This window comes from Gelidibacter salicanalis, assembly GCF_016469035.1.
In the GTDB taxonomy this organism is placed as follows: Bacteria; Bacteroidota; Bacteroidia; order Flavobacteriales; family Flavobacteriaceae; genus Gelidibacter; species Gelidibacter salicanalis_A.
Genome location: NZ_JAEHJZ010000008.1, coordinates 1 through 18,809, shown reverse-complemented (window position 1 = coordinate 18,809; position 18,809 = coordinate 1). Strand labels below are relative to the sequence as shown.

Genomic DNA, 18,809 nt, shown 5'->3' with positions numbered 1-18,809 from the left:
TGGTACAAAATGCAACACCGCTCAAAGCTCCCAAATGTGGGCACCACAATATTTTCTGTAATGAGTAGCTTGGCCCAAGACAACCAGGCATTGAATTTGTCTCAAGGATTTCCAAACTTTAAGAGCGATCAAAAGTTAATTGATTTGGTGAGCAACGCCATGAATTCTGGATACAACCAATATGCGCCCATGGCTGGAACCATGGAGTTGCGACTGGCCATTGCCAATAAATTTGAAAATATTTACAATTCCTCCTACAATCCGGATTCAGAAATAACCATTACCGCTGGCGCCACACAAGCCATTTTTACAATTATTTCGGCTTTTATCAAGCAAGATGATGAGGTGATTATTTTCCGGCCCGCTTATGATTGTTATGAACCGGCTATTGAACTTAATGGCGGCAAAGTTATCTCAGTGCAGTTGCAGGCACCAGAATATAAAGTGAATTGGGAGGAGGTTAAAAGAATCATCACGTTCAAAACGAAAATGGTCATCATTAACACACCACAAAATCCGAGTGGCACCATCTTTTCTAAAGAGGATATGACAAAACTACAAGATTTACTCAGGGGAACAGATATTATTCTATTGAGCGATGAAGTTTACGAACATATTATTTTTGATGGTGAACAACATCAAAGTGCCTGTTTATATCCAGATCTCAAATCGAGAAGTTTTATTGTAGCATCTTTTGGGAAAACATTTCATAATACGGGTTGGAAAATGGGCTATTGCTGTGCTCCAAAAGAGTTGATGGCCGAATTTCAAAAAGTGCATCAATTTAATGTCTTTTGCGCCACCCATCCCATACAAAAAGCTCTGGCCGACTATCTACAGGAACCTCATCATTATCTCGAGCTCTCTACTTTTTACCAACGAAAACGCGATTTATTCTTAAGTCTCATTGCCAATTCTCGTTTTAAATTCACCCCTGCGCAAGGTACCTATTTTCAAGTGTTGGGCTACTCAGCCATTACTACGGAAAATGATGTCGATTTCGCAAAACGATTGACCATAGAACATAAAATTGCGTCCATTCCATTATCCATTTTCAACACACATAATTTGGACCATAAAGTTCTCCGATTCTGTTTGGCCAAAACGGATGACACCCTAAAACAAGCCGCTGATATTTTGAATATCATTTGATGGTTACCAAATTAAAAATGACTTTTCGAATATGCCATGATCACTTTTATCATTGCACTTTCAACTTGTTTCAAAAGATTTACACCCCATTTAATTGAAAATATTGACCTCTTAAAAATTCGATATTGACCCATAAATTCACTACTTTTACAAGGTTCTAACCGCAGGTATATGACTCTGTTTTAAGCAGCTATGCGGTATAGAAAAAACCTAAAAAGTGTATTATGAAAATTTGGATACTAGTACTGTTTTTAAGCTTAGGAACTTTCGTGAATGCTCAAGAAGTAATTAGTAACGGAAAAGCTTATGAAGTTAAGGGAAAAGCTGTGTTTAAGGATGGGATAGACATTACAGCTACTCTCGCTCCAGCAGAAAAGGATGCCATTTTCAAAACCTTAAGAAATCAAGCCAAAGAGATTAAAGACGCTGAGAATGTTAGAAAGAAATTGGAAAATGCCGCTAAAAAATCTGATAAGGCACAAAAAAAAGCTGTAAAAGACTTAAAAAGGAAACAAATAGCACAGAGTAAATTTGAGAAAGCCGCAAAAAGACTTGAGCAAAATCAGGAGAAATATGAGAAACTCAAGATGAGAGGAAAACTGTCTCCCAACGATGAAGCAAAATGGCTTAGGAATTTAGAACGCTATAAAAAAGATTTAGACAAGGCAACAAAAAACCTTAGACGCTCATAGTGTCTGAGGTTTTAAATATTGCCCTTATACAATCTCAGTTAGTGTGGGAAAATCCGGCGCAGAACAGAGCTGATTTTTCAAAAAAAATAGATGCGCTAGATGATGCCGTAGATTTGGTGGTATTGCCTGAAATGTTTACTTCTGGCTTTACCATGAACCCTTCCCATATTGCAGAAACCATGGAAGGGAAATCCATTACCTGGCTAAAATATTTAGCTAGCAAAAATCAAATTGCCATTACCGGAAGTTTAGTCATTGAAGAGAACGGCAACTTCTATAATCGGATGGTTTTTGTGCATCCCAATGGTACATTAGAACATTATGATAAGCGTCATACCTTCACACTTGCAGGAGAAGATAAAATCTATACATCTGGCAGTAAAAAGCTCATTGTAGACTATAAAGGCTGGAAAATCTGTCCGTTAGTTTGTTATGACCTGAGATTCCCGGTGTGGTCTAGAAACGTGGAACATTACGATCTTCTTATTTATATAGCCAATTGGCCAACCTTGCGTATGACGGCTTGGGATACCTTATTAAAAGCGCGTGCCATTGAAAACATGAGCTACTGTGTGGGCGTAAACAGAGTGGGTACAGACCATAACAATCACGATTATTCAGGCCATTCTGCAGCCTATGATGTGTTAGGCAACAAATTAGACAGCATTCCTGTGAATGAAGAAGCTATTGAAGTTGTAGAATTAAGAAAGAAAGCTATCGCGACCTATAGAAACAAGCTTAGTTTTCTATCGGATCAGGATCAGTTTTTAATAAAGTAAATGTATACACGGTATCCCATCCAGCTCTGGCCTCTACTTGCTCAGTATAATAACTGATACGCTCAGGTTGGACTTTCTTTAGATAACCTCCCGTATCCCATTTTCGATTCCCATTGCTGTCATACACCACCCGCAAATAATAATTTGACGGATTGATGTGCCTAAAATCAAACAATCGGGGTGCTTCTGCATACTGTTCATACTTCACCACACCTTTATCATCTGTCAGCTGTACAATGACAGGATACACAGCATCTATCAAAGTCACGCGAACATCAGAGAGTTCAGAAAACTTCTTCGTCTTAAACTCATACCTTAAGGTGTCATTTACAGTTCCGAAGAAATCCGTGATGGCTGTTGGCAACATCTCTATTTTGTAAGCATTGGCTTCTGTTTTATCAAACTTAAAGTGAAACCTATTTTTAAGGGTATCAAATTCTGTTCTAAATGCTATACTAACGGAATCTTTATCGATTATTGTCACTTTGCTTTCATCTAGCAGCTCAAGAGGAACATTGGCTTCAATGGAGAAATCATCATCAAAATTGACAGCACCTGTAACCGTAGGTTTTATATTTAGAGAATCTACTTTTAAATCTCTAAAACGATGTTTTAAGGTATCCGTGTAGGAATTGTTCTTTACCACAAAATAAGTGGTGTCCATCTCCACATTTGGTTTGTACCAATAGTAGAGCGTGTCCTTTTGTGAATCTTTAAGAATGCGATGTTCAAAACCCGATGGTTTTTCGCCCATCATTTCTATGCTTGTATTTTTATAATCGCCTCGAAATCCAAATTCAATTTTTTGTTTCGCTACTTGCAATGGACGTTCTACCTTGAACTCAGGAATTTCCTTAAATAACTTTATTTCATAAAACGAATCAGTTGGTACCGTAATCTCCTTATCGTAAAACCCGATTTTATCCGACTTCTGTTGATAGGTATAATTTCCGTTCTCATCTTTTAAAGCGACCAAACGGTATTTGCCTGCCTTGATATTATCAATACTAAAAGTGCTCACACTATCTAACGTATTGGTCACGTATTTAGGCTGCTTCTTATAAATTGTAGAATCTGAGTAGGTCGAATCGACCTCGTAGAGCATGACCGTCACAAACTTTTCTGGCTCGCGTTTTTCAGCATCAATAATGGCACCTTTTACAGAGAGTGAATCTATGTAATTGCCCGTAGACAACACGTATTTGTAATAAGAATACGGATTTTCTTCATTGTTGTCCACGATGCTTTGTCCAAAATTAAAAGCATAGGTTGTATTGGCCTGTAAAGTGTCGTTAATTTTTATGGTAATGAATTTGCTTGCACTTCCAAGAGGAAAAACATCTGGTTGTGGATCCATTGGAGGAGAAATGATCAGCTGTTTTTGGACGTTCTTGATCTTGATATATTCGTCAAAATAGATCTTTATTTCCGTACCCTTAAAATTTGTCGTGTAATTCTCTGGTGATGATCTAACTATTCTTGGAGCTTGTGTGTCTTTTTCGCCTCCGGAAGGTGTCCCTCTATTGGCGCAATTGACAAGGGTTACAAGAATTCCGAAAAATAGAAATAGTTTATAATAGCTCTTAAACATCAGCAAATAAAAATTTTAGCAAATTAACGACATATTTAGTTGAAACGAAAAAATTACTCGGCAATTGCCATTGTGGCCACACTTAATGTAACACCTTCAATTTTCAACAACACATTAGCACAAGTCTCGAGAGTTGCACCGGTAGTAATAATATCGTCCACCAATAAAATATGTTTTCCTTTTAAACTCTCGTATTCAGTTACAGAAAACACGCTATCATCAGCGTTCCAACGTCTTAATCGATCTTTAAAAACTTGTGTCTTGGTGGCTTTCGTCTTTTGTAAAACGCTGGTATTAAAATCGCAGTTTAAAGCCTGAGCAATTTCCTTTCCAAATTTATGGACTTGATTATACCCGCGTTGTCGCAGACGTTTGGAGTGCAAGGGCACAGGTATGACAACATCAACCAATTTAAAACCCGGGTGATGGTACAGCTCTTCTCCCAGCCATTGGCCCAAAAACTCACCAACCTCTTCATGCCCCTTGTATTTTAAGTTATGGAGCAGCCTTTGTACAATGCCTTTTTTTGAAAACCATAATAAGGATGAGGCATAGCTTAGCTGCACCCGTCCGTACAGAATTTTGGTGACTTCATTTTCTTGAATATTTTCAAAATCAGTCAGAGGCAATTCATGCCTACATACTGTACATATGTGTAGTTCATTATCCTCCAACTGGCACTCACATGACAGACAAATCTTCGGAAAAAACAAGTTTAACAAATTTTTTACCATTTAGTCGATTAAAATTAGCTGAAACAAAATTAATATATAAATTCATAAAATTAATTAATCTTATTTCCCTTAATACATAATAATGATAGTTAACCCTCAATTATTTAACTACAAACTCATTATTGGTTCATTGATTGTTGCAGTAGTCAGTTTAAGCGTATTTGGTTTTACCACTTACGAAACCGAAAAAACACAGCAACAATTTTTGGAACAAGAGAAAAAACTGGTGGAAGGCGAGTTGTCTCAAATGCTGGAAAACTACGATGAGATAACAGAAAGTAGTGTCATACTTTCCCAGCAACTTCTTGTCGCTAAAAAACACACCACATCTGCTCTAGAGAAATTAAGACTCCTTAAGAGTGACTTCTCCGTCTTTGCACGCTTCAAAACTGAATTTTATGAACTTAAATCCAGAAATAATTTCCTTTTTAAAACCGTCGATTCCCTAACGGTTTTAAACGACCGTTTAAAACGAGATAAAATATTGAGTGATGATAAGCTAGACCAACAAAAAAATGCAAATAAATCGCTTTCAACACTTAATGCATCTCTGAAAAAGACCATTAAAAAGGGCGCGTTATTAACCGCAAATTCTTTCCATGCAAAAGCGTTCAAATCTGAGACTAAAGAAACCACAAAAGCATCACAGGCCAACCGCTTCGAAGTTTGCTTTACATTGGCGGAAAACACACTGACTGAAAAAGGAGCAAAAGAACTTTACATTCAAATCTTGAATCCGCTAAACAATGTCATTGCCGATAAAGGCACCGCTCAATTTGGTGAGTTCCTGCTTTTTTATAGTAACAAGCAGCACATCAATTACAATAACAAGGTCATTGATGTTTGCACCAATATAGAGGCACGACACAATGATAAACCTTTTATAAAAGGCGTGTATTATGTCTCGGTGTTCCACAAAGACCGCAAACTTGGCAGCACCCAAGTTGTTTTAGACTAAATCCAAAAAATATATTTATAGAATCCGTTCCTTTAATTGGTACGGTTTTCTATTTTTGCAGTTATGACAAATCAGGACGACCAATTTAAAAAAGTTGTATCTCATGCCAAGGAATACGGATATGTATTTCAGAGTAGTGAAATATACGACGGCCTAAGTGCAGTTTATGACTACGCACAAAATGGGGCTGAATTAAAGAAAAACATACGTGACTACTGGTGGAAAGCCATGGTACAAATGCATGATAACATTGTAGGCATTGACGCCTCAATTTTTATGCATCCAACCACTTGGAAAGCGTCAGGACACGTTGATGCATTTAACGACCCTTTAATAGACAATAAAGATTCTAAAAAACGTTACCGTGCAGATGTTTTAATTGAAGACTATTGCGCTAAAATTGAAGGTAAAATTGACAAGGAAGTTGATAAAGCTGCCAAACGTTTTGGAGAGGCTTTCAATAAAGAAGAATTCATAACCACCAACCCTAGAGTTGTTGGCTATTACGATAAAATAAAAACCATCCTGTCGCGTATGGCAAAATCTTTAGAATCTGAAGATTTAGCCGACGTAAAAGCGCTTATTGAGGAATTAGAAATAGCTGATCCGTTAACGGGGAGTAGAAATTGGACTGAAGTAAAACAGTTCAACTTGATGTTTGGCACCAAATTAGGAGCTTCAGCAGAAAGTGCGATGGATTTATACCTCCGTCCAGAAACCGCCCAAGGTATTTTTGTTAACTTCCTAAACGTTCAAAAATCTGGACGTATGAAGATTCCTTTTGGAATTGCACAAACAGGCAAAGCGTTCAGAAATGAGATTGTGGCAAGACAGTTTATTTTTAGAATGCGTGAGTTTGAACAAATGGAAATGCAGTTCTTCATTAAACCAGGCACCCAAAAAGAATGGTTTGAGCACTGGAAAGAAGCGCGCATGAAGTGGCATTTATCTTTAGGGATGGGCACCGAGAATTACCGTTTCCATGACCATGAGAAATTGGCACATTATGCTGATGCGGCTACGGACATTGAATTTAAATTCCCATTCGGGTTTAAGGAATTGGAAGGTATCCATTCTAGAACCGATTTCGATTTAAAACAGCACGAAGAATTTTCAGGCAAAAAACTTCAGTATTTTGATCACGAAACGAATGAAAGTTACACACCTTATGTACTAGAAACGTCGATTGGTTTGGATCGAATGTTTTTAGCAGTGTTTTCAAATGCTTTGGTTGAAGAAGAGTTGGAAAACAATACCACAAGAACAGTATTAAAGTTACCATCCGTTTTAGCACCCGTTAAAGCTGCAATTTTACCATTGGTAAAGAAAGATGGTTTACCAGAGATTGCACGCCAAATTATGGACGATTTGAAGTGGGATTTCAATGTGACGTATGATGAAAAAGATGCTGTGGGCAGACGTTATAGACGCCAAGATGCCAACGGGACACCGTTTTGTATTACTGTAGATCATGACACTTTAGAAGACCAAACGGTAACCATTCGTCATAGAGACACGATGGAACAAACACGCGTTAAAATTGAAGACCTACGCGAGATAATCCATCAAGAAGTTGATGTAAAAACGTGGTTAAAGAAAATGTAACAGTCCTGCTTACACAGTAATTTTAATACCTAAAATCCAAATTCCAATACTGAGCTATTGGAGTTTGGATTTTTATGTTTTAGGAAGTCTTTAAAAGCGGTAGCCTAAATTAAATCCGAATTTCCCTACTATAGGAGAGTAATCGTAGTATTCTGAACTATTGGTGTTAAAAAAATTCCTGCCGATTCCCCCATTGACCTCAAATACAAATCCTCCAGTAGTAACCCATTTTCCACCCACGCCAAAACCCAAAGCAAAATCGGTAACGTCTTCATCCCTATAATTATAATTACCTTCAGTGGAGGTTATATATAATTTTTGTTCAATGGAATTTAACATTCCAAAACCTTCAAGAAAAAAACCTGCGGCATATTTTCTGCCAAAAAAAATGCGGTAATAAGGGGAGATATAATAGTTAATATCCATCTCAAAATTCGTTTCATCAAATGGAAGAAAGGCTGAAACCCCAATAGAGGACTGCTCTGTTAGATTATATTCATAACTTGGCTCAAAAGATCCAAATAAAAGAAACACAGCGTTTAATTTAAGTTCGTTTTTACCAAAATTATTTTTCTTGATACTATCATTTTGAGCTTGAGCACCCACAACTGCAAAAAGCATCAGGAATACAACAACATAATTTTTCATAAGAAAGCGTTTTAAAATCTTTAAGGGTGCATATTTTAGAAATGCAATATATATGAAAAATTACGTCCAAAAAAGTTTTTTTGTTGTACGAATAAAAAATAGTGTCCACTTATTTTTCAGAATACGCCAATAAGCGCAGCGCATTAATAACAACCACTAAGGTAGACCCTTCATGAAAAGCGACTGCCAGCCCAATGTTGGTCAAATCTAAAATAGTAGTAGGCACCAATAAGGCGACAACGCCCATGCTGATCCAAATGTTTTGGGTAATAATCCGTTTGGACGCTCTACTCAAACCAATTACAAAGGGTAACATTTCAATTTTATCAGACATTAGCGCTACGTCTGCAGTTTCTAAGGCCACATCACTTCCTGCCGCACCCATGGCCACACTTACAGTACTGTAAGCCATGGCAGGCGCATCATTCACACCATCGCCTACCATGGCAATTTTTCCATCACGTTTCATCAAACCTTTAATAGCGTCAACTTTGTCTTCTGGAAGCAAGTTACCTTTGGCTTCAGTCAACCCAATTTGTTGGGCTATGGCATCTCCAACATTTTGATGATCTCCTGTAAGCATCACCATCCGTTTGATGCCGATTTCTTTTAACCTTTTTAAAGTGGCAACAGCAGTCTTTCTTGGCACATCCATCACACTAATTAGCCCGACAACTTCATTATTATACGCCACTAACATAGCAGTATGCCCGCCTTGTAGCATGCCTTTCATTTCTGAACGCAATTCAGGAGCAATGGTCATACCCTCATCGGTCATTAATTTTTCATTCCCTATATATACTGTCTTTTCCTTAAATGTAGCACTAATCCCCTTACCTTGAATAGCATTGATGTTAGATGCCATGTTTTCATGATCCAAGACATAGAGTAACTTCAAATCTTTAGCAATAGCCTTTGCCAGCGGATGGTTACTCAAACTCTCCACTTCAAACACTAGGCGCGCTAGACCGGTTTCGGTATACTTATAAGGCACTAGGTTTGTAAGTTTAGGTTTGCCTTCTGTCAGTGTTCCGGTTTTATCAAATGCAATGGTGGTAATAGAACCCAGATCTTCCAACGCTTTCCCGCCTTTAATTAACACGCCTTTTTGCGCTGCTCTTGCAATACCACTTAACACGGCACTCGGTGTTGATATGGCCAAGGCACAAGGGCTTCCCGCCACCAACACTGTAATAGCGCGATACAAACTGTCTCCAAAAGGTTCGTCAACCACTAAGTAGGCAAAACACAGTAGCATCACAACCAAAATGACAATAGGCACATACCACTTTTCAAACTTTTTGGTCATGCGTTGGGTAGGCGACTTTTGGGTTTCTACCTCACTCACCATTTTAATAAGGCGTGCCACGGTAGAATCATGGCTTAATTTAAGCACAAGCACTTCAATACTGCCGTCGCCATTGATGGTTCCTGTAAAAACAACATTTGAGGCATCGATATCTGTGAATTGAGGCAGATTATCAATAGATGCAATTTCGGTTTTATCAATGGGCATACTTTCTCCAGTAATAGACGCCTGATTAATGGCGCTGCTCCCTTTAATAATCACACCATCTGCCGAAATTTTAGAATTAGGCTTGACTACAATAATGTCATTAATCTTCAATTCTTCAACGGGAACTTCTTCAATTTTCCCATCGCGCTTCCGCAATGCCGTCTTCGGACTTAAATCTCCTAAAGCTTCAATAGATTTTTTAGCCTTATTCATGGCGTAACTTTCCAAGGCATGCCCCAAACTGAATAAAAACAACAGTAATGCACCTTCTGCCCAACTTCCAATATAGGCCGCTCCTATAGCCGCCGCAATCATTAGAAAGTCAATTTCGAAGCCTCCTTGCTTGATTTTATCGTAGGCTTCAATGGTAATATAATAGCCACCAAAAGCATAAGAAATGATAAAAGGCGTGAGATACAACCACATGGATTGGGCTTCAGATCCGAGCGTTTGGATTAAAAAGCCTATTAATAGAAAGACGCCACATAGTATTGAGAAATATAATTCTGTCCGTTTACCGAAAACACCATCGTGATCATGTGAATGATCATGGTTGTCCTTAGAATGCTCTGCCATAGATAAATTTTAATGGGAATGTCCGCCACCATCTGCTTCATTGAGCAGCATATAGGTACCATCCATAACTATTTTTTTATTTTTCAAAGGTACTGAATTTAACACGTTGACCACAATGCTTAGAAGTGAAGTTAGAGAACGAAATGCCTTTAAACACGTATACACAGTAATTGCATTTTGACATTACTAAAAATATGCTTTTAACTGAACGGTGCCTGTATGAATTGTTTTGGAAGTTTCCGTTTTACGTCCGAAATAATTAAAATTTAAATCTAAAAATGCGGTCAATTTTTTCTGTGCCAACAAGGTCCATGTGAAATTTTTCCCGGCTTGTAATCCTTCCAATATTTGATACGACACTGGCGTGTTCGCGTTCCCTGTAAAAGTGTTGTCAAAAAAATTGACTTCCCCAGTAAGCCCTAGTTTTTGAGCGTTATTATAGGTGAATGACATTCCGAAATTGTTTTGGAGCAAACGTTCCATATGGCCTATAGTATTATCTTTGGAAGTATATTGATAAAACACGTCAAAACGTACATTTTCGTTGAGAAGATAGGACAGTTTTGGCTTTACACGTGCCTCTTCAATTTGATAATTTCGGGATACAAAATTTTCACTCAAACTCTCATTTTCTTCTGAACTGCCCTTTACATTTAAAAGCCAACTCTCGGCAAACTTATGATTGAAATTAAGTTGATGACTTTTCAGCTTACTTTCTTGAAACCCTATAGAAAGCAAGTTTCTTGCTGTATTGCTTAAAAAAGTATAGGATGTGGTGTAGTGTTGTTTCCCTCGGTTAAAAAACAGGACATTCCTGACGCTTTTGTTTAATGCCAATTGCCGGTCATCAGCTTTTGCAAATGGGTTGAGATCAAAAGTGTTCTCCTCTCTGTTTATTTTCCGATCTACCAAATACGAGGTTTGGTTATAAAAATGAGACCAGAATTTTTTAACCCCATCTTCATTTACACCCCACTGCTGCGGATTGATGGTAAGCGTTTGACTCAGCCTATTTTGATGCGTTTTTACAAACACTTGATTAGGCAGTAACACCCGGATATATTCTCCTTGATCTTGAAATTGTGCGGTTTCAAACTCATTGAGCTCTTGTACACCGTTGTCATTATAGTCTATCCAAGTGTAGGCTCCTTGCCCGGGCTCAACTCTAACATAGGTAAAATCCTGTTGTGGCAGACTCCCCGCATTGGTTTCAAAAACGGTGTTCCATTGCACGATTTGATCAAACAATTGCTTGTTAAACGTCATCCGAGAATTTAAGGATTGTTCATCCTGAATAGACCTATCCACAGATTTTAATGTCCGATAATTGATAAACACCCCCAAATCAGTAGTCGTGTTTTGGATAAGTTTAGACTTAAAATAATAGGTATTTGAGCTGCTTACTTTTTCTAGGCTATTGCTTCTTAAACTATCATTGACCCGATGTTTATAGCCCACTTCTGCAAATACAGTGGTACTATCACCAATGCCGTAAAATACTTCAGCCGATTTAAAACGCTGACTCAATACGGCTAATTGATCGGTTACAATGTCGTGTTGCTCATTGTCTTCCGCTGCCAGTTTGGTGCCGACCCACTGCTTTCCAAAATTGTAGGTGACGCTATTAAATGTTCTTAAAAATGTGGATTCAGAGCGATTGCTTTTACTCTTCAAAACACTAGTGTTGGTAAACAATTGCCATTTTCCGAATTTCAAGCTGGCAAATGCGCTGTGGCGGTTGCCATTAAAATTTTCAGAATAGGTAAGGTGCTCAAATTTATAGGATGCAAATCCATGGTTTGGATTGAAAAGTTCTAGACCGACAGTCAACAAATTTTGATTCCCTAGTGGCATCTCCAAGTTCCAATCTCTACTAAATTCAGCGTCATATAAACGTTGGATTGTTTTGAAATCGTCTTGAATGACATCTGCATCAAGAATAGCGGAAAGATTCCATAAGCTGTCTGTTTTGATAATATCCTGTCTCACACGTAGCTTTCCGGCAAAACCATCATTATTGGCATCGTCCAGATCAGAAAAGAGATTTAAATCATTTTTACTTCCTGCGGCTTCAAAATAAATTTCCGTACGTTCTGTAGGTTGATAGGTGCCGTTTACCACGGCGACTTGCAATTTTGTAGGCGCAATCAATTTCACAATAGGCGCATAATTACCTTGAGAAACCCCAGATTCTGGCGCTAGATATTCATAGATATTGGAAACCGCATTGCTATTTACTAATACATAATCACCTTGATTTTCACCCACCAGACGAAATTTTACACTGTACAATTCGTCTTCAGGATTGCTTGAAAACACGTACACTTCCGCCCCGCCAACAACCTCCTTTCGGTATAAAATCCGGTTTTCGTTATATACTTCAGGCACACCAGAAGGTGCTACCATTAAGGAAGATTCATCGCCAGCATTGGCTAAAATATGAACCTGATCTGGTGAAAGGTTTTGTTGTAGGGGTTGATTTTTAGAATCGACTTCGGAATAGACTGAAGCGCCAATCTTGAATTTCTCAGTTTCATAACCACCGCCTCCAAACACTGTAAATCTAGAGAAATTACGTTCACTAAACTGGTAATCTACCGTGATCCGCATTTCGGAAGTTATCGGAAAGGTGGGATTGAAAATAATCTCCCCTGCGTTATAATCGATGGTGTAATCTTGATTTTCTCCACGTTTTATAGGTGTTCCGTTCACGTAAACCGTTTCGCTCCCAGAAATCACCAACACATACAATTCATTATTTGGGCCACGTAATTTATAAGGCCCCTGGTTGCCTTCTTGCGCCGTAAATTGACTGGTGGTAAATTGGCCCCGCACTAAAGCTCCTGCAGCAAAAAGATTAGTTTTGGAGGCGTCATGGTCTAAATCAACTTCTACAAACAATCCTTGAACACGTTTACTGAAACTCGTAAAATAGGAATTGGTATTGATCAAATCAATATCTCCTGCCCTAATACGCCAATCGTCACTAAACAATTCAATAAAAACCTGATCAAACTCGTCCAATCGCTGAGAATAGCCACTCTCTTGCAAGGGGATATTGGCATCCTGAATGGAAGCTCGCAAAGAAACTTTATCACTCAACTTTCCTGAAATTTGAAGATCCAGTTCGCTGTTTAAAACGGAATTCTGATTGCTTCCAATAGTCACGCCTCTTGAAATACTTCCTGAGGAGGTCAACCCATCAAAGGGTGTAAAATTTCTGGTCAAGGTGGATTGTTGCAACCGGTACAATTGCTGGATATTATCTGTATTATCAACAATAATCTTATCGTCCAGCTGAAAATATTTACGGGTGATAAAATCTGGATACCTCAAATAATTGATGATTACAGAATCCGTGGCAATTGGTCTTTTAAAGGTCAATAGCGCTTTTGAGAAATCAATGGTATAATAAGAACTGTCTATGGCTATTCCATCTTTGGTTTTTAAAGTAAACTGACTCGAATTGATACTTACCGAGTCTATTTGAATTGCGGCTTTAACTGCTGCTTTCTTCGTCCGATAATTGGACGTGGGTTGCTGGGCATACACCCCACAACAGGACAAAAAGAAAACAAGTGCAACAGCAATTTTCATTGGATGGTTTAACTTCTAAAGGCAGCAACATTGCAATCGTTAAAATGCCTTTAAAATTATCGTATAAAAGTACAGTATTATTTAATTTAGCCGATATATTAAGGTTTAACTAAAAGATTCCCATTTTCATGGGAAATACATATGAAAATTATCTCTTATAATGTTAACGGTATTCGTGCCGCACTCAACAAAGGTTTTATTGAGTGGTTAAAAAGCGCCAATCCGGATGTCATTTGCCTGCAAGAAATCAAAGCCATGAAAGAGCAAGTGGATGTACGACTTTTTGAAGATGCGGGGTATAAGTACCACTATTGGTTTAGTGCACAAAAGAAAGGCTATAGTGGTGTTGCCATACTGAGTAAAATTAAGCCAGATCATGTAGAATATGGTACAGGGATTCCGTCCATGGACTTTGAAGGACGGAATATTCGTGTTGATTTCCCTGCCCAATCATCAGACGGAGAAGGGGTATCAGTGATGAGTTTGTACCTGCCTTCAGGCACCAATGATGCGCGATTACAGCACAAGTTTGATTATATGGATATGTTTCAAACCTATATAGATGAGCTTAAAGCAAGCATTCCAAACCTTATTGTGTTGGGCGATTATAACATTTGTCATGAAGCTATAGACATTCATAATCCGAAAGGACTTTCAAATGTTTCTGGGTTTCTTCCTGTAGAACGCCAATGGATTGGGAGTTTTATGAAGCGTGGTTTTATAGATTCTTTTAGACATTTTAATAAAGAACCGGACCATTATACCTGGTGGAGCTACAGAGCCAATTCGAGAGCCAGAAACAAGGGTTGGCGCTTAGATTATGCCCTAGTGAACGCCCCTTTACAAGAAAAACTGAAACGCAGCGTTATCTTATCAGACGCGGTGCATAGTGACCATTGTCCGATATTGCTTGAGATTGAGGATTGAGGATTGAGGATTCACGATTTACGATTTACGATTTACGATTTACGATTTACGAAAATAATTACAACATATAGACCTAACAACAAAAAAACGATAATCATGTTTAAAAAATTGTCACTTATTGTATTGACGCTTGTATTGACAACGTCTTGTGTATCTAAAAAAATCTATACAGATTTAGAGAGTAAATATGTTGATTTGAAGAAAGAAAACCGTGAGATTACTGATGAAAATGCAGATCTTAAAAAAGATTTATTAGTTTCTCAAAATAAACTGATGCAGCTTCAAAGAGATTATGACGATACTACGGCCAAGCGCAATCAACTTCAAAGAGACTATGATGCCGCTAAAACGAGTCTCGACAATTTACAGAAATCCTATGAAGCTTTAGAACAGAACAGTTCTTCGGCCATTGCTGAAAATGCTAAAAAGAACAGGGAATTATTAGCCCAATTAGAAGCTAAAGAACAAGCATTAGCCACTGAAAATGGCCGTTTACAAAAATTAAAAGAGGATATGGAAGCGCGTTCACAACGGATTGCGGAACTTGAAAGTATGATCGCTTCTAAAGATGCCGCCATGAACAAACTTAAAAATGCCATTTCTAAAGCGCTGACAAACTTTGAAGGCAAAGGCTTAACGGTTGAACAACGCGATGGGAAGGTCTATGTATCGATGGAAAACAAGTTGTTGTTCCAATCTGGAAGTTGGGCAGTGGGTTCCAATGGGAAACAGGCCGTTAATCAGTTGGGTTCTGTTTTAGCAGAAAACCCTGAAATTGCCATTTTAATTGAAGGCCATACCGACAATGACCCTTATAATGGCACTGGAGTTATAGATAGTAACTGGGATTTATCCACAAAACGCGCCACAGCCATCGTTAAAATATTAAAAGAGAATCCAGCAATTAATCCAGAAAATTTAACCGCAGCAGGTCGGGGTGAATATGCGCCAATCGCGCCCAACGATACCAATGACGGCAAAGCTAAAAACCGACGTATTGAGGTGATTTTAACACCAAAATTGGATGAGATTTCAAAATTGTTAAACGAGGAATAAATCCAGTGGCAGGTTGAGCATAGTCGAAACCCTTTCATCAATGTCAGGTTGAGCGCAGTCGAAACCCTTTTCAGTAAAGAATCACCGTACTCAAAAACACCACTTATCAATATGAAACCTTTCCGTTCTCTCAGAGCTGAAAGGTTTTTTTTATCTTTGAACTCGTAAACGATTCATTTTAAAAGATTCTTACCCGCTCAAAAAATAGATATGACATACACCACACTACCACACACTAATCTTAAAGTCAGCAAATTATGCCTAGGCACCATGACGTGGGGACGTCAAAACACCCAAGCTGAAGGTTTTGAACAAATGAGTTATGCTTTAGACCATGGCATTAACTTTTTTGATACGGCAGAACTCTATCCAGTTCCTTCAGAAGCCAGAACCTATGCTGATACAGAACGTATTATTGGCAATTGGTTTGAAAAATCAGGCCATAGAGATCAAGTCGTATTGGCCTCTAAAATTGCAGGCCCTGGCGACTATACCGCACATATTAGAACGACAGGCTTCAGTCCGGAGGCTTTAAAGGACGCCGTCAATAATAGTTTGAAACGCTTAAAAACAGATTATATAGATCTTTATCAACTGCATTGGCCAGAGCGTAACACCAACACTTTGGGCATACGTGATTATAAACATGAGGAAGACCAATGGCAGGACAATTTTAATGAAATTCTCCACACGTTTGACGGTATTATCAAATCAGGTAAAGTAAGGCATATCGGCGTTTCTAACGAAAAGGCGTGGGGAACGATGCGTTACTTAGAGGAATCTAAGCAACATGATTTGCCAAGAATGTTAACCGTACAAAATGCCTACTCTTTATTGAACAGGTTATTTGAAGGGGATATGGCAGAAATTGCGATGCGAGAAAACATGGGGCTGTTAGCCTATTCTCCAATGGGATGCGGGGTGTTATCAGGAAAATATATCAAGGGCGAAGACTCAAAAAATTCAAGATTGAACCTGTTTACACGATTTGCACGATACAGCAGTGCATCATGCACAGAAGCTACCAAACAGTATCTTGCGATAGCTGAGGCCCATAATTTAAAATTGTCCCAAATGGCGCTGGCTTTTGTAACCCAACAACCCTTCGTAACCAGTAATATTATTGGAGCCACCAACATGACACAACTAAAAGAAAATATTGAAAGTATTAATTTGACTCTTAGCCAAGAGGTTTTGGATGCTATTGAGGAAGTACATAAAGTGATTCCAAATCCTTCTGCATAATACAATTTTAGGCGGTATTAAAAACAGAAAACGCGAATCTAAAGATTTGCGTTTTCTATAATTTGTAATCATGATTGGATTACACTTGCTCTGCACTATCTGTTTTTTCAAATGTAAATGTTACTTTGGTAGTTTTGACGTTACCGCTCACCTCACGCACATTTACAGTCGCATCATAAGAGAATGAATTGCCCTCCTCTTTGAGTTCAATATCAATTTTTTGAGATGCACAACTCGATACAAAAGTTAATACTGTACCAGTAAGACTCCAAGTTCCGGTTATACTCTGTTTGTTCTGGCAATCCTCAGCAAAATAGCCTTGTTTATATACATAAGCTCTAGTATCCATAAATTCATACACTAAATCACGGTCACACTCAGGGTACTGCGCATAAAGATCTTTAATAGGATTTTCGGTATTGTCAGCAGTAATGTCCAATGCATCTTCTGCAACCAGACCGCTAAATTCCCAAGATCCAGAAAATGCCGTTTCTGTGGCTGTCAATTCTCCTGTTAACGCGACAGGACACTCTATACCATCGTCAGTGTTACAACTGACCAGAAAAAGAGTGGTCATTACCATTAAAGATTTCGTGAGTACATTTAATTTTTTCATTTTTACTGTAGTTTTTTTTTTAAGTTCATTTATAAGATGCAAGAAACTTCAAAAGGTTGCTTTAAAAAAGTATAAAAAGTTAAATCAATTGTCCGAGAGGCCCCATGGCGACGTGACCCATTCATTATGAAGACGATAAGATAAGAAACAGGTTTTAATCATTTAAAAAAATTTTGGCCGTTGTTGGTGTTTTCCACTGGACATTGTTGGTGTTTTCCACCAACAACTTTTTACCAATAAGCAAAACTAAATCTCAAATTCTCTTACAGGAGGTTGATTTTAAAATCGTTCATTAAAGTAGGAGACAAAGTTAAGTTTAAACCTTGACTTTGTCGTCCTCTCACACCACCGTATGTACTTACGTGTACGGCGGTTTCCTTAAAGTGGGTTACAAAATAACTTCTGATAATTGGATGTGAGGCTGTAAAAGCCTTGTTCTACAAACCAGTTATTATTCATTCCTATATTTGAAGCTGGGCTGTTTGACAATCGCCACCACCCTTTTCCGCTTAATGCCAGTCGCCAACACAGAGTCTTTGCTACTTTTAGCTTTTGCAAGAATCTGACTGCTCCAATGGCCCGCTTACATTGTTTTAATCTAAAACATTTGAGCCGTCTTCGTAGCCATCCTTCGATTGCTATGAGTTTACTTTTCATTTGTGCCAAGTGAAAATACTGCAACCATCCTTGTGCAACAACCGTTAGTTCTTTCAAGATCTGCTCAAAACTGACACCTCGTTTTCGGTGGGTTATCGTTTTGAGTTTGTCTTTCAGACGTTGTTCACTTGATTTACTCAGACCCAATTTACCTCCGTGCAATAAACTATGTCCTAAGAAGTTCACCTTATAGCACGGTTTTATGCCACTCTTTTCTCGGTTTACCCTTAGTTTCATCTTGTTTTCTATAAATTCCATGACGCTTGCCTGTACTCTTTCGGCACTCTTCTGACTGCTTACAAGTATTTGTACATCATCGGCATAGCGGACAAAATTCAAACCTCTGCGGCTTAATTCTTGGTCCAGTTCATCTAAAACAATGTTGGAGAGTAATGGGCTTAGAGGACTTCCCTGCGGAGTACCTTTTGTCCGTTGTTCTTGAAGTCCATCGGTTAGAATG

At 38.3% G+C, this 18,809-nt stretch carries 16 protein-coding genes; 8 read left to right on the top strand and 8 right to left on the bottom strand.

The features are described 5' to 3' along the window. The first annotated feature begins 9 nt into the window (after positions 1 to 9). The 3 genes from JEM65_RS05215 to JEM65_RS05205 all read left to right on the top strand — a co-directional run bounded on the left by JEM65_RS05215 (position 10) and on the right by JEM65_RS05205 (position 2,623). Complete coding sequence (locus tag JEM65_RS05215) at positions 10 to 1,152, top strand: methionine aminotransferase (RefSeq protein ID WP_199597801.1); 1,143 nt, start codon at positions 10 to 12, stop codon at positions 1,150 to 1,152. A 224-nt stretch (positions 1,153 to 1,376) separates the two neighbouring features. Then, positions 1,377 to 1,844 (top strand): hypothetical protein, encoded by a 468-nt coding sequence (locus JEM65_RS05210; protein ID WP_199597799.1) that lies wholly within the window; start codon positions 1,377 to 1,379, stop codon positions 1,842 to 1,844. Then, complete coding sequence (locus JEM65_RS05205) at positions 1,844 to 2,623, top strand: amidohydrolase (RefSeq protein WP_199597797.1); 780 nt, start codon at positions 1,844 to 1,846, stop codon at positions 2,621 to 2,623. Before JEM65_RS05210 ends, JEM65_RS05205 begins: the two co-directional genes overlap by 1 nt. On the opposite strand, the gene JEM65_RS05200 is transcribed toward JEM65_RS05205, so the two are convergent. Next, on the bottom strand, positions 2,583 to 4,214 hold the full coding sequence (locus JEM65_RS05200; RefSeq protein WP_199597795.1) for an Ig-like domain-containing domain: 1,632 nt from the start codon (positions 4,212 to 4,214) through the stop codon (positions 2,583 to 2,585). The genes JEM65_RS05205 and JEM65_RS05200 overlap by 41 nt on opposite strands. Positions 4,215 to 4,267: 53 nt before the next feature. Continuing rightward, a complete protein-coding gene (locus JEM65_RS05195; protein WP_233530530.1) occupies positions 4,268 to 4,843 on the bottom strand; it encodes a ComF family protein in 576 nt (191 codons plus the stop codon). A 187-nt stretch (positions 4,844 to 5,030) separates the two neighbouring features. Here JEM65_RS05195 and JEM65_RS05190 point away from each other — a divergent pair, with 187 nt between their 5' ends. Beyond that, the gene (locus JEM65_RS05190; RefSeq protein WP_199597791.1) at positions 5,031 to 5,906 is read left to right on the top strand and encodes a hypothetical protein; all 876 of its coding nucleotides are present in this window, start codon (positions 5,031 to 5,033) and stop codon (positions 5,904 to 5,906) included. 63 nt (positions 5,907 to 5,969) lie between these two features. Further along, entirely contained in the window at positions 5,970 to 7,511 is a 1,542-nt protein-coding gene (locus JEM65_RS05185) for a glycine--tRNA ligase (RefSeq protein ID WP_199597789.1), read from the top strand. A 90-nt stretch (positions 7,512 to 7,601) separates the two neighbouring features. Here JEM65_RS05185 and JEM65_RS05180 read toward each other — a convergent pair whose 3' ends face one another. The 4 genes from JEM65_RS05180 to JEM65_RS05165 all read right to left on the bottom strand — a co-directional run bounded on the left by JEM65_RS05180 (position 7,602) and on the right by JEM65_RS05165 (position 13,848). Continuing rightward, positions 7,602 to 8,159, bottom strand: a complete 558-nt coding sequence (locus JEM65_RS05180; RefSeq protein ID WP_199597788.1) for a DUF3575 domain-containing protein — start codon at positions 8,157 to 8,159, stop codon at positions 7,602 to 7,604. Positions 8,160 to 8,268: 109 nt separating this feature from the next. After that, positions 8,269 to 10,251 (bottom strand): heavy metal translocating P-type ATPase, encoded by a 1,983-nt coding sequence (locus JEM65_RS05175; protein WP_199597787.1) that lies wholly within the window; start codon positions 10,249 to 10,251, stop codon positions 8,269 to 8,271. A 9-nt stretch (positions 10,252 to 10,260) separates the two neighbouring features. Further along, on the bottom strand, positions 10,261 to 10,416 hold the full coding sequence (locus JEM65_RS05170) for a hypothetical protein (protein ID WP_199597786.1): 156 nt from the start codon (positions 10,414 to 10,416) through the stop codon (positions 10,261 to 10,263). 21 nt (positions 10,417 to 10,437) lie between these two features. Continuing rightward, the gene (locus tag JEM65_RS05165; protein WP_199597785.1) at positions 10,438 to 13,848 is read right to left on the bottom strand and encodes a hypothetical protein; all 3,411 of its coding nucleotides are present in this window, start codon (positions 13,846 to 13,848) and stop codon (positions 10,438 to 10,440) included. Between the two features lie 141 nt (positions 13,849 to 13,989). On the opposite strand from JEM65_RS05165, the gene JEM65_RS05160 reads away from it, so the two are divergent. From JEM65_RS05160 to JEM65_RS05150, 3 genes are all read left to right on the top strand, one after another. Continuing rightward, positions 13,990 to 14,775, top strand: coding sequence for an exodeoxyribonuclease III (locus JEM65_RS05160; protein WP_199597783.1), 786 nt, complete (start codon positions 13,990 to 13,992; stop codon positions 14,773 to 14,775). A gap of 96 nt (positions 14,776 to 14,871) precedes the next feature. Next, positions 14,872 to 15,831 (top strand): OmpA/MotB family protein, encoded by a 960-nt coding sequence (locus JEM65_RS05155; protein WP_199597782.1) that lies wholly within the window; start codon positions 14,872 to 14,874, stop codon positions 15,829 to 15,831. Positions 15,832 to 16,041: 210 nt separating this feature from the next. Next, positions 16,042 to 17,076 carry an aldo/keto reductase gene (locus JEM65_RS05150; RefSeq protein ID WP_199597780.1) on the top strand — a complete coding sequence of 345 codons (1,035 nt, stop codon included), beginning with the start codon at positions 16,042 to 16,044 and terminating at the stop codon, positions 17,074 to 17,076. A gap of 79 nt (positions 17,077 to 17,155) precedes the next feature. Here JEM65_RS05150 and JEM65_RS05145 read toward each other — a convergent pair whose 3' ends face one another. Both JEM65_RS05145 and JEM65_RS05140 read right to left on the bottom strand, forming a co-directional pair. Beyond that, positions 17,156 to 17,692: a DUF5004 domain-containing protein gene (locus JEM65_RS05145; protein ID WP_199597778.1), complete on the bottom strand. Its 537-nt coding sequence runs from the start codon at positions 17,690 to 17,692 to the stop codon at positions 17,156 to 17,158. Between the two features lie 378 nt (positions 17,693 to 18,070). After that, a partial coding sequence (locus tag JEM65_RS05140; RefSeq protein WP_262895213.1) for a reverse transcriptase domain-containing protein occupies positions 18,071 to 18,809 on the bottom strand: 739 nt, incomplete at its 5' end.